The organism is Sporosarcina newyorkensis, from assembly GCF_900167515.1.
Taxonomy (GTDB): Bacteria; Bacillota; Bacilli; order Bacillales_A; family Planococcaceae; genus Sporosarcina; species Sporosarcina newyorkensis.
Genome location: NZ_FUYJ01000001.1, coordinates 831,055 through 842,639, shown reverse-complemented (window position 1 = coordinate 842,639; position 11,585 = coordinate 831,055). Strand labels below are relative to the sequence as shown.

General features: G+C 40.3%; 13 protein-coding genes. 8 read left to right on the top strand and 5 right to left on the bottom strand.

The genetic code is table 11. The annotated features are described in order from the left end of the window. Positions 1–358 precede the first annotated feature (358 nt). The 7 genes from B5D59_RS04365 (at position 359) to B5D59_RS04335 (ending at position 6,794) form a co-directional block, all read left to right on the top strand. Positions 359–1,480: an ABC transporter ATP-binding protein gene (locus B5D59_RS04365; protein WP_078816989.1), complete on the top strand. Its 1,122-nt coding sequence runs from the start codon at positions 359–361 to the stop codon at positions 1,478–1,480. Further along, complete coding sequence (locus B5D59_RS04360; protein WP_078816988.1) at positions 1,481–2,137, top strand: ABC transporter permease; 657 nt, start codon at positions 1,481–1,483, stop codon at positions 2,135–2,137. Beyond that, entirely contained in the window at positions 2,137–3,054 is a 918-nt protein-coding gene (locus B5D59_RS04355) for an ABC transporter substrate-binding protein (protein ID WP_078816987.1), read from the top strand. Before B5D59_RS04360 ends, B5D59_RS04355 begins: the two co-directional genes overlap by 1 nt. Before the next feature lie 11 nt (positions 3,055–3,065). After that, entirely contained in the window at positions 3,066–3,707 is a 642-nt protein-coding gene (locus B5D59_RS04350) for an ABC transporter permease (protein WP_078816986.1), read from the top strand. A gap of 15 nt (positions 3,708–3,722) precedes the next feature. Beyond that, on the top strand, positions 3,723–4,910 hold the full coding sequence (locus B5D59_RS04345) for a M20 family metallopeptidase (protein WP_078816985.1): 1,188 nt from the start codon (positions 3,723–3,725) through the stop codon (positions 4,908–4,910). A 327-nt stretch (positions 4,911–5,237) separates the two neighbouring features. After that, the gene (locus B5D59_RS04340; RefSeq protein WP_078816984.1) at positions 5,238–6,152 is read left to right on the top strand and encodes a tetratricopeptide repeat protein; all 915 of its coding nucleotides are present in this window, start codon (positions 5,238–5,240) and stop codon (positions 6,150–6,152) included. Positions 6,153–6,236: 84 nt separating this feature from the next. Next, complete coding sequence (locus B5D59_RS04335) at positions 6,237–6,794, top strand: GNAT family N-acetyltransferase (RefSeq protein ID WP_078816983.1); 558 nt, start codon at positions 6,237–6,239, stop codon at positions 6,792–6,794. A 46-nt stretch (positions 6,795–6,840) separates the two neighbouring features. Here B5D59_RS04335 and B5D59_RS04330 read toward each other — a convergent pair whose 3' ends face one another. Genes B5D59_RS04330 through B5D59_RS04320 form a run of 3 tightly spaced genes read right to left on the bottom strand, consistent with a single transcriptional unit; the run spans position 6,841 to position 8,382 of the window. Further along, complete coding sequence (locus tag B5D59_RS04330; RefSeq protein ID WP_078816982.1) at positions 6,841–7,674, bottom strand: hypothetical protein; 834 nt, start codon at positions 7,672–7,674, stop codon at positions 6,841–6,843. Positions 7,675–7,690: 16 nt separating this feature from the next. Then, on the bottom strand, positions 7,691–8,176 hold the full coding sequence (locus tag B5D59_RS04325) for a hypothetical protein (RefSeq protein ID WP_078816981.1): 486 nt from the start codon (positions 8,174–8,176) through the stop codon (positions 7,691–7,693). Further along, the gene (locus B5D59_RS04320; RefSeq protein WP_078816980.1) at positions 8,173–8,382 is read right to left on the bottom strand and encodes a helix-turn-helix transcriptional regulator; all 210 of its coding nucleotides are present in this window, start codon (positions 8,380–8,382) and stop codon (positions 8,173–8,175) included. Before B5D59_RS04320 ends, B5D59_RS04325 begins: the two co-directional genes overlap by 4 nt. 167 nt (positions 8,383–8,549) lie before the next feature. On the opposite strand from B5D59_RS04320, the gene B5D59_RS04315 reads away from it, so the two are divergent. After that, positions 8,550–8,996 carry a GNAT family N-acetyltransferase gene (locus B5D59_RS04315; protein ID WP_078816979.1) on the top strand — a complete coding sequence of 149 codons (447 nt, stop codon included), beginning with the start codon at positions 8,550–8,552 and terminating at the stop codon, positions 8,994–8,996. Positions 8,997–9,053: 57 nt separating this feature from the next. Here B5D59_RS04315 and B5D59_RS04310 read toward each other — a convergent pair whose 3' ends face one another. Continuing rightward, positions 9,054–10,460, bottom strand: coding sequence for an MDR family MFS transporter (locus B5D59_RS04310; protein WP_078816978.1), 1,407 nt, complete (start codon positions 10,458–10,460; stop codon positions 9,054–9,056). 227 nt (positions 10,461–10,687) lie between these two features. After that, positions 10,688–11,572 carry a fructose bisphosphate aldolase gene (locus B5D59_RS04305; protein ID WP_078816977.1) on the bottom strand — a complete coding sequence of 295 codons (885 nt, stop codon included), beginning with the start codon at positions 11,570–11,572 and terminating at the stop codon, positions 10,688–10,690. Between the last annotated feature and the right edge of the window lie 13 nt (positions 11,573–11,585).

The window sequence follows — 11,585 nt, the reverse complement described above, 5'->3', positions numbered from 1 at the left end:
ACAGAAATTGGCTGGCATGAGTCCGGTACAATACCGTCTTCACACCAGCCAACTAGCTGCGTAATATAAAACTCTAACTTTTAGGGGTCACTACATTCGCTAGTTGCGAGTGTGCTTTTTTGCGTTTAACTAAACGAATGCTCAGGCTTGAGACTCTAGCTCACTATCAAAGATTTCAAAGGGTTTTCTGTTAATTGAATCATTTACAAATCAAACGGTTTTTACCGTACAAAAAGATTATACCGTAAAAAGTATTGTAAACACTATCAGAAATCTGTTAACATAATGGAGTGTCAAAAAATAAATTGAAATGAATCTTAGGCGTTTCACCCGTAACTTCAAGAAAGTGAGAGGAAATATGATAGAACTTCGAAAAGTGAATAAAGTTTATGAGGACGGTACTCATGTATTGAAAGACATCGATCTCCTGTTTGAAAGCGGTAAAATTAATGTTTTGATCGGACCAAGTGGATGCGGAAAGACGACCACAATGCGACTGCTGAATCGGTTGACTGAGCATACAGGCGGCGAGATTTTCATTGATGAGAAGAATATTGCGGATTTTAATCCGATTGAGTTACGTCGCCATATGGGGTATGTAATTCAAAGTATTGGGCTGTTTCCGCATATGACGATCTACGATAATGTGGCAACAGTGCCGCGCTTATTGAAATGGGATAAGTCTAAAATCGACAAGCGTGTGAATGAACTACTGGAGCTGGTTAATTTAAACCCTGAGCAATATAAAAAACGATACCCGTCAGAATTGAGTGGCGGACAACAGCAACGGATCGGTGTGGCTAGAGCGCTGGCAGCTGAACCGGCAACGATCCTGATGGATGAACCGTTCAGTGCGTTGGATCCGATCAGTCGAGATCAGCTGCAAAATGAATTGGTTCGTCTGCAAGAGGACATTCAGAAAACGATTATCTTTGTAACACATGATATGGACGAAGCGTTGAAAATTGCCGATCAGATTATTTTGATGAAAGATGGAAGGGTGGTCCAAAAAGGAACACCGCGTGAAATATTGACGAATCCAGCGAATGATTTTGTCAGAGAGTTTATCGGGGAGGAACGATTGAAAACTGCAGAACCATTGCCTTCATTAAGTAATTTCATCGATCCTACGATACAAGCAATCCATCTATCCGAATCCAAAGAATCGGTAATTAAGAAAATGATGGAACAACAATGTTTTACATACCCGCTAGTTGATGAGACTAATCAATTCCTTGGACAGCTTTCATTGCAAAAGATTATGAATGAGTCATCTGTTCATTTAGAGGATTTTGTCGATCCATCTGTGCAAGCGTTAACAGCTGATCAAGATATTGAGGATGTTTTAGAATACTTAGAAAAACATAAGCTTCACAGTCTACCAGTTGTTGACAACGAGAATATGTTCGTAGGAATGATCGACATGAAGGAACTGTTTCGATCGGTTCGTTCCGTCTATGGGAAACGTGGTGGAAATTAAATGGAGTTTATACGAAACTATTTAGAATTTTGGAGGGATCGATATCCGTCCATTTTGGAGTATGCAGTACAACATTTGATTATGTCTGCCCTTAGTTTGGTGATCGGAATACTTGTGACGATTCCCCTTGCTATATTATTAACTCGTTTGAAACGTAACTTTCTAAAAAGCCTCGTTTTTAACATCGCAAACGTATTTCAGACAGTTCCTACCATTGCAATGTTAGCGCTGATGATTCCTATCCTCGGGATCGGTATGAAGCCGGCGGTTACGGCAATGTTTTTATACTCACTCCTACCTTTACTTCGAAACACCTATGCAGGTATCCAGTCTATCGATTCAGGTATTGTAGATGCAGCAAAAGGAATGGGCTATAACTCTTTTCAAAGTTTGATTAAAGTCGAACTTCCTTTAGCGATGCCTTATATTATGTCGGGGATTCGCGTGACTTCTGTGTACATCATTAGCTGGGTCACGATGGCTGCAGTGATAGGAGCTGGGGGGCTGGGAGGTTTGATCATTTCCGGCATTGGATTTAATGATAAAAACTTGATTTTCACGGGTACTCTTCTGGCGATTGTGTTGGCAGTAGCAACAGATTTGCTTTTTGCTCGTTTTGAAAAATCAAGAAATCGAACTAGGAGGAAGACAATCTGATGAAGAAACTTACATTATTATGTACATCCTTATTGCTGTTAGTGGTTTTAACAGCGTGTGGTGGGAAAGACAAAGAAACGGCTGCTGGTGGAACTTTTTTTGAAATGGGGACACAAGATTACACCGACCCTAAAATTATCGCATATATGGTGAAAGAGCTTGTAGAAGACCAAACAGACCACGAAGTGAATGTCACAGAAAATATCCAGGCGAGCCCATTAATCATCACAGCGATGGATAAAGGTGACTTTGATTTGGCGACTCTTTATTCCGGAGAAGTATATAACAATCATTTTGATGATGATCAAGTAGAATATACAACAGATCCTGACAAAACTCTTGAACAGGCTCAAAAATTATTCGATGAAAAATTCAACTTGAAATGGTTTGACTCGCTAGGCTTTGAAAATAAATATACGATTGCCATTACTGAAGACTTGGCGAAAGAGAAAAACATCAAAACGATGACGGATCTTGGAAAGTATGCGAAAGATTTGACGATTGGTACGGACTCCGCTTGGATTGAACGCGGCGATGATGGATACCGTGCATTCCAGGAACACTACGACTATTCATTCAAGAAGGCAAATGGTTTGGAAATTTCATTGATGTATGAAGGCTTGAAATTAGGGGAGTTGGATGCGATTACTGCGTATTCAGTGGATCCGGAAATTAAAGAATTAAACTTAAGAGTCTTGGAGGATGATAAAGGTTTCTTCCCACCATCAACTGCTTCCCTAGTGGCGAGAGAAGATACTCTGAAAGATTATCCTGAATTAGAAGAAATTATAAATTCATTGACAGATCAAATTAATGAAGAAGAAATGACGCAAATGATTTATGAAGTAGATATTGAAAAGCAAGAACCGAAAGATGTAGCAAAAAAATTCTTAATTGAAAAAGGTCTGTTGAAATAAGGAGAATGTAAATGGAGTTACTGACAGAGTTAATGCAGTATATAATGAATAACCAGTCGGAGCTGCTAGCTTTAACGGTTGAGCATATCCTGTTAGTCATTTATGGAGTGGTCTTAGCGTTTATTGTCGGGGTTCCATTGGCAATTGTGGCGGTTAAAATTCCGCGGTTGGCACCGGTTATCTTGTCGGTCGCGAACATTTTGCAAAATGTCCCGAGTCTTGCGATGTTGGCGATTCTCATGCTGTATTTCGGATTAGGGAATACTGCAGTGATTATCGGATTGTTCTTTTACTCATTACTGCCAATCATTCGTAACACGTATGTAGGATTGCAGGAAGTGAGTGGCAGCCTGCTAGATGCGGGCAAAGGTGTCGGCATGAATTCGTTTCAGTTGCTGACAAAGGTCCAAATCCCTCTTTCTTTACCATTTATCGTGGCGGGGTTACGGGTTGCTGCAGTTATTGCAGTCGGAGTAGCTTCGATCGCGCCTTATATCGGTGGCGGTGGATTAGGGAAGGAAATTGTCTCAGGAATAGCACAGCGTTCTGATATCAAGATACTAGCCGGTGCGATACCCGCAGCTTTATTAGCAATTCTCGCAGATTATCTCCTAGGATTTGTGGAAAAATATACGAAGAAAAGAACGGCTTAAAAAGGTGGGATTCGTTTGAAGGAAGAATTATTTACTCGCCTGGAGGATGGCTACGAAGAAATGATCGAGTTGCGTCGTGAGTTTCATATGTATCCCGAGCTCTCCTTTCAAGAGGTGAATACGGCAAAAAAAATCGCTGACTACCAAAGGAAGCTAGGACTAGAAGTGCAAACAGGTGTCGGAGGGAATGGAGTCGTTGCCACGCTGCGCGGAAAACATCCAGGAAAGACGATAGCCATCCGTGCTGATTTTGATGCGCTTCCGATATGGGAAGAGAATGACGTACCTTATAAATCGAAAAATCCTGGAGTTATGCATGCATGCGGACATGACGCGCATACGGCGATCGCATTGGGGTTATCTAAAGCACTGGTTGCGATGAAAGAACAGCTTACTGGAAATGTTGTATTTATCCACCAGCACGCTGAGGAAGAAGATCCAGGTGGTGCAAAATCCATGATTGAATCAGGGGCCTTGTCTGGTGTTGATGTGATTTTTGCGACACATATGGAAAATTATATTCCGGTAGATCATCTCCTGTACAATGAGAACTATATATTAGGTGCATGCGATGATTTTACGATTGATATTCTAGGTTTTGGCGGACACGGTGCATTTCCGCAAGACACGGTAGATGTCATTGCAGTAGGTGCCCAGCTAATAAGTAACTTACATCAAATTACTAGCAGAAAAGTAGATCCACTACAATCGGCTGTGTTATCGATAGGTGCCTTCCGCGCGGGTGAAGCGGCAAATGTCATACCGGAAAAGGCTCAACTTAAAGGGACGGTCCGTACGTTTGACGAGGGAGTTCGCCAAGAGATGCATAAGTGGGTGCAAACAATCACTTCTCATACTTGTCAGGCATTCGGTGCAACGTATGAAATGGACTATATGTTTGGCTATCCAGCAACAAAAAACGATCCAACGATTACAAAGCTGATGGTGAACGCAGCGAAAGAAGTGCTACCGGCTGAAAACATTCAAGAAGTAAAGCCAAACATGGGTGCAGAAGATTTCTCGTACTTCCTACAGCAAGTACCAGGAACTTACTTCTTCATAGGTTCTGCCAATGAAGAAAAAGGTTTGATCTATCCCTATCATCATCCCAAATTTGACATTGATGAAAAAGCATTACTAAACGGTGCAAAAGTACTTGCTTCTAGCATGGTTGACTATTGGAAAACCTATAATAAGAGCTAATGCTTGGTATATATACACCTCCTCTTACCATTTTAAGATGGCTAGAAGAGGTGTTTTTCATTATGGGGTGTTTACTACTAAATTGATGCATTGTAAATAGATTGCATAACAATCTCTAATGATTCATTAAAATCATCATCCGTCTGATTTAAATTGAAGTCCTGGCTGAGTACACAAAAGAAAATTGGTCAACTGTACCATCTCCTGAAATTTGATATAGTTAGATTATCATATTCAGTGAATTACAATCCAATAATTAACTAATAATAGATTGTGAGTAAGTATAGAAAAAGCTGGATCAGTGAATTTTTTGAAAGAAGGATACAAATGTCATTGAATAAAAAAGCACTTCAATTGTTTGAAAACAATCAATACGATGAAGCAATCTTACTGTTGGAAAATGTGGTGAAAGCAGAACGAACGGTTCAGTCGCTAAATAATTTGGCGTTCATGTATTTATACGAAGAAGAGGATGTAAATCGAGCAAAACCACTCCTTGAAGAAGTTATTTTAAAAAAACCGCAGTCACATTTCCCTTTTAGCATGCTTGGAGAAATTGCAATACAAGAAAAACAATGGCTTGATGCGAAGAATTACCTGCAAAAATCCATCGACTTTCATCCTTCTATAGAAGCAATACATAATGTGGCAGTCGCTCATTACAATCTAGAGGATTATGAAATGGCGGCGACCAGTTTTCATCAAATTGCCAAGGATTCTGATGTCATTCGCTGGTATGAAGTACTGGCACGCATTCAAAATAAAGACTATGATGTCGCTCAGTCTATTCTTGATCAATGGAACGCTCAGTCAGATGATTATGCAGGGGCGATTGAAGCGGCAGATGCTTATGTAGAAATCGACTGTTTTGAAAAAGCTCGAGACATGTTCAAGAGGGAATGGGACGAGTATGCTGTTACGTCTTACATCATTAGCAGGTATGCTTATACTTTATTCCAGTTAAATGAGGTACAAACATGTCATGACCTGATAGAGCAAGAAATTGAAAAAAAGCGTGTTGAAATTGAAGAAGAGAAACGAGAAGAATGTGATGAACATTGGTCAGAGCTGGATAAAAAAGAGAGAATTGAAGAACTTCATCAGGAATTAAATGAACTTCTTCAATTGTTTGCTAAACTGCAATCAGGGTATCGTCCTCCCATAGAGATCGAATTGGACCGGACAGGCGGCTGTTACTTATTCGGTTGTCAGCAACATATGCATGAAGAATATAATAATTAGTAAGAGTAAGTTCTAGCCCCTTGCGCGATTAAGTTATCGGAAATCGATTCACAGAATAAGTTCATGTTGGAGGAGTGGTTACTGATGCAAAATGATAATAAATTCCCCATACTGGAAACCGATAGATTGATACTGCGTCAAGTGACTGAAGAGGACGCTGGTAGCTTGCTAGCTTATTTATCTGATCCTACTGTAGTTAAGCACATGGGTTTGGAACCCTTTCTGTCTATCGATGACGCAATAAATGAAATTTCTTGGTATCGTTCCATATTTGACGAGGGAAGCGGGATCAGATGGGGAATTGCCCTTAAGGAAGACGATGTCATCATAGGTAGCTGCGGATTTCTGAATTGGATTCCAAAGCATTATCGTTCGGAAATTGGTTTTGAGTTAAGTAGAAGTTTCTGGGGGAAAGGCATAGCGAACGAAGCTCTCGAAATAGTGCTGGCTTATGGGTTCAAGCAGATGAACCTGCAACGGATTGAAGCATTGATTGAACCACCGAATGAATCATCCAAGCGTTTAGTTGAAAATCACAGTTTCGTTCGAGAAGGTTTGTTAAGGAGTTATGAGTGTACGTTAGGGAAGTTTGATGACCTTTATATGTATTCTTTATTAAAGGAAGAGTTTTTAAATGCTTAAAAGTGGTGCCGGACCCCTGAAAAGAGAATCTAGCACCTTTTATTAATTAATATATCTGCCCTCCGTGATCCGAAAGCAAGTAATGATCACCATCCTCGGTTATGGACCAGCCCTCAAAAAGAGTGCTACTGTGAAATACATCGATAAATAAATCATCCAACTGCACCATGAGGAAAGGGCAGTTTTCCCAAAGCTGTACATCTTGGATGGTCTTGTTGATCAATAAATCTTGAAGGTCTTTCCAACTCATACCATTCACATCCATATCAGCATGGCCGAATAAAATGGTTTCTGTGTTGCGAATTCTCCAAGCGCACTCAATCATTAGGCGGCCGTTTTCAAACTGCACGATAAATCGAGGAGCTGCTTGCACATCGACATCCAATATCCGCTGGCCAAGTAGTGTAGAAAAGGTATACTTGCTTTTTTCTGAATACCAAAGTTCGCGTGCATATGCGATGATTTTTTCGATTACTTCTTCTTTTGATAAAACAAATGCTTTGTCATATTGAAATTGATCAACCCATTCACTGGGTTCATGCCACTGAAGCTGTTTTTCTTCTAAATCATATTGAATCGAACAGTTATAAATTTCTTTGACGTTAGCAAACACTTCATCAGAATTAAAAAGTAAATGTTGATGCAACAGATTTATATGGAATAATGCGCAGTCTCTTTCTGAAGGAAGCTCCCAACCTATTGCGCGAACTGCTTTCTCAAACATCTCATTTATTTCAAAAGGTTGGAGGGGCGGCCGCATACTTGCCAACATCTTCACTTCATCCATATCTAAATAAATTATTTCCTCTGCCCACCGCACATAATCAGCGGGGGTATCATAGCCAGTGTACTTCTTATACAAAAGCTCTTGCAGTTCCATATGGATCATCCTTTCTCTATGTACGTTGCAATACCGTAAAAGACACTGCGTAAATGAGCAAACCACTGATAGGAATTGAAGCAACAGCAAATACTGGAAACCAAATATGATCTAAAAAATAATTCGGTATAAACATAAATGAACCAATTACGAAAAAAGAATAAATAAGTAGACCGGAAAATGCGTAACTTACTGCTTTTCTTGTATGATCAATGGCTCGTTCATCGGTGGCATCATACTCAAAAGTAAAGAAGTCCCGTATATCTGTATTCGTCTGTTTCCGCAAACGCCAAAAATGTAGTAGATTGGCAATAATGAAAAAAAATAAAATCCCTAAAAGCATATATCCTGGCCAATTGGAAATGTCTACAGAGAATCCATCAAGAAGACCTCTATCCATTTGGATAAATAATTGTTCCACTCTTAAAAAATCAAACACCATCACTGCAAGCGCTACAAATAATAAAATTCGTAAACTGACAGCCAGAAACACATTCTTCATTTAGCATCCTCCTTGAAAAAAATATCCTCAATCGGCATCTTAAATACTTCTGCAATATTCATTGCTAACAAAAGGGAAGGCGTATAGCTTCCTTTTTCCAACGCGACAATCGTCTGCCGTGTTACGCCTACTCGTTCTGCAAGCACACCTTGAGTCAAATCAAATCGTGCCCGCAGCTCCTTCACTCGATTTTTAATCACGCGCATCCTCACCTCATTTATACATAATGTATACTAAACTATACATTATGTATAGTCAACCATACAAATTTAAAATGAATTACTGCCATACTAAAATGAAGCGTGCAGTGAAGGTGTTCCAAACGTTATACTATAAGAGATAATTTAATTTTATAAAAAAGGATGATGGAACAATGCAAGTCAGAAGAATAATTAACGATGAGGATCTGAAACAAGCATTTGATATTCGTAAAGCAGTATTCGTAGAAGAACAAAACGTGCCCGAAGAAAATGAATTTGATGAGTTCGATGCTCAAAAAGGCATATGTGAACATATTTTAGTAGTAGATGAAGAACAAGCTGTCGGCACAGGTAGAATTAGAGATGTTGATGGTGTAGGGAAGTTGGAACGGATCTGTATCCTACCTTCTCATCGGCAGTTAGGTTTGGGGAAAGTGATTGTCAGTGCATTGGAAGAGATTGCACAAGAACAAGGAATTGGTCGAGTGAAGTTACATGGCCAGACACATGCCGAGAAATTCTATCATAAGCTTGGATATAAGACGGCTTCAGAGGTATTTATGGAGGAGGGTATTCCGCATATTGTGATGGAGAAAGAACTTTCAGCAACAGTTAGATGACTGCGGAAACCGAATATGAAAAATCTCCCACACTCAGTGTAAGGGAGATTTTTCACGTTATGCTTTCACAGGACTTCTTTTCGGCTTCGAATCCTTAATCAGAAAAGACAAGACGAGCCCGACAATTGAGATGTATCCTGCAACGAGAAATGCAATATTGACTCCATGAATTTGACCGGATACCGTACCGTCATCTATTTCAGCTGTTACCATAATCGTCACTAAAACAGCGGTCCCGACCGAGCCGGAAATCTGGCGGAAGGTGTTGTTCATGGCGGTCCCATGCGAAATCAAGTGGTTCGGTAATTGATTCAGGCCAAGTGTCGTAGAGGGCATCATGACCATGGCTATGCCTGTCATCCGAACTGCATTCAAGATAGCTAAATATGTAAAGCTAGTTCCTGCGGATAAATTCGCGAACATGAACGTTGTAATCGTCAGGATGGTGAAACCGGTTAGCAGCAGCCATCTTGCCCCGTATTTATCGAACAATGCACCGGTCACCGGATTCATGATGCCCATAATAATCGCACCTGGTAATAGCATAAGGCCTGAATGGAAAGCATTGAATCCAAGCATCGTCTGCATGAAGAGAGGTAAAATCACAGTTGTTGCGATCATGGATGAGAACACGATCATGCCGAGTCCAGTAGCAATGGTGAAGATTTTGTATTTAAATACCCTGAATTCAAGAATCGGCTGTACCAGCTTCAATTGCCTTCGTATGAATAAAATTAACGAAATTGCTCCGATAGCAATGGATAGACCGACTTCCGCACTGAGCCAATCCGCTGTACCCGCGATACTGAATCCGTAAAGAAGTCCGCCGAATCCGAATGTGGAAAGAATGATCGATAAACTGTCCATTTTAGGATTGGTTTGTTTCGTCACGTTTTTCAGTAAGAAATATGCCGCAATGATGTTCAATAAAGCAAATGGCAGTACGACATAAAAGACACTTCGCCAAGGGAATTGGTCAACGAGATATCCTGATAAACTTGGTCCGATGGCAGGTGCAAACGCAATAACGAGCCCGTACATTCCCATTGCTTTTCCTCGTTTTTCGATAGGGAAGAGAAGGAACATAATAGTTTGCAAGAGCGGCATCATAATCCCCGCACCGGCTCCTTGTAAAACTCTTCCTAGCAATAAAAAAGAAAAGCTGGGAGCAACGGCAGCGATTAGTGTACCGAAAGCAAATATACTCATAGCAGTAAGGAATAGTCTTCTCGTAGTAAATTTTCCGATTAAAAAGGCAGTGATCGGAATCATGATCCCATTGACGAGCATAAAAATCGATTGCAACCACTGCACCGTGCTCTCCGTGATATGTAGATCAACCATGATCGGCGGCAATGCTGTCGCGAGAAGGGTTTGATTTAGGATCGTGATAAATGCACCTGATAATAAAACGACCATCAGTGGAATATTCTTTTTAAAATCAAATGTTTGCGAGTTTACCATAAATAATAACCACCCATTTTAAAAGTCGTATTCATGAAAAAATCAGAATACGACATGAATTGGACACATCTCACATGTTAGTGGTTATTTGACTGGACCTCAATTATATTGCCTAACTACATACAGTTTTTCGATAATTGAACTGGCGTCACTTATTAACGAAACGCTTCGGATTCTAAAAAGCCAGTACTCGAAACAATTCTGTCTCGAGTACTGGCTGAATCAATTTAAATAGACGCTTCATAAATGGATTGCACGGCTTTTTCAAGTGTGTCATTAAATTCTTCATCTGTCTGATTGGCATTTAAGTCTTGGCTCAGTGCACGTGAAAAACTTGCAATCAGTCCTTCGTTTTCTTTGAGCTTTTCATTCGCGATAACTGTTGAATATCCCCCTGACAGTGCGACTACTCTCACTACACGAGGGTGATCGATAAGCTCTTTATATACGTTCGCTTCTGTCGGGATCGTCAATTTCAGCATAACGTTCTCAGTGTCTTGCAACTGATCTAGATGCTTTAGAATTTCTTTTTTCAGCAGCTGTTCACATTCTTTTTTACCTGAACTGTTGATATCGACTTCAGGTTCGATGATCGGAATGAGACCCGCCGCAATAATTTGTTTACCAACCTCAAATTGTTGATCGACGATTGCCCGGATGCCTTCTTCGTTTGGCTCTTTGATGACGGAACGCATTTTGGTACCGAAAATATGACGTTCGTTTGCCCGCTTCAATAGTTCATCCAAATTAGTGATTGGTTTCATCAATTGAACCCCGTTTGCTTCTTCCGCAAGCCCTTTATCCACTTTTAGGAAAGGTACGATTTCTTTCTTTTCTGCTAAGTAATCCGCAGTGTACATGCCCTCAATTTCACGATCCATTGTCTGTTCAAAGAGAATCGCTCCGAGTATATATTTTGAATCAAAGGCAGGAGATGTAATGATCCGTGTCCGCATGTCGTGCACTAAATTGAACATCTCGTCTTCATTGGCGTAAGCATCTTCTTGTACGCCATAAGCTGCCAACGCTTTTGGTGTACTTCCGCCACTTTGATCCAGTGCGGCAATAAATCCTTTACCATTTTTAATTTTGTCAAATTGTTTTTCATTCATTTACTTCACTCCT

Bases quoted from the DNA above. Each gene is read 5' to 3' on its own strand.
- B5D59_RS04330 (WP_078816982.1), bottom strand. From the start codon at position 7,674: ATGGAACTGCAAGAGCTTTTGTATAAGAAGTACACTGGCTATGATACC.
- B5D59_RS04310 (WP_078816978.1), bottom strand. From the start codon at position 10,460: ATGGTAAACTCGCAAACATTTGATTTTAAAAAGAATATTCCACTGATG.
- B5D59_RS04315 (WP_078816979.1), top strand. From the start codon at position 8,550: ATGCAAGTCAGAAGAATAATTAACGATGAGGATCTGAAACAAGCATTT.
- B5D59_RS04335 (WP_078816983.1), top strand. From the start codon at position 6,237: ATGCAAAATGATAATAAATTCCCCATACTGGAAACCGATAGATTGATA.
- B5D59_RS04325 (WP_078816981.1), bottom strand. From the start codon at position 8,176: ATGAAGAATGTGTTTCTGGCTGTCAGTTTACGAATTTTATTATTTGTA.
- B5D59_RS04320 (WP_078816980.1), bottom strand. From the start codon at position 8,382: ATGCGCGTGATTAAAAATCGAGTGAAGGAGCTGCGGGCACGATTTGAT.
- B5D59_RS04365 (WP_078816989.1), top strand. From the start codon at position 359: ATGATAGAACTTCGAAAAGTGAATAAAGTTTATGAGGACGGTACTCAT.
- B5D59_RS04355 (WP_078816987.1), top strand. From the start codon at position 2,137: ATGAAGAAACTTACATTATTATGTACATCCTTATTGCTGTTAGTGGTT.
- B5D59_RS04340 (WP_078816984.1), top strand. From the start codon at position 5,238: ATGTCATTGAATAAAAAAGCACTTCAATTGTTTGAAAACAATCAATAC.
- B5D59_RS04350 (WP_078816986.1), top strand. From the start codon at position 3,066: ATGGAGTTACTGACAGAGTTAATGCAGTATATAATGAATAACCAGTCG.
- B5D59_RS04305 (WP_078816977.1), bottom strand. From the start codon at position 11,572: ATGAATGAAAAACAATTTGACAAAATTAAAAATGGTAAAGGATTTATT.
- B5D59_RS04360 (WP_078816988.1), top strand. From the start codon at position 1,481: ATGGAGTTTATACGAAACTATTTAGAATTTTGGAGGGATCGATATCCG.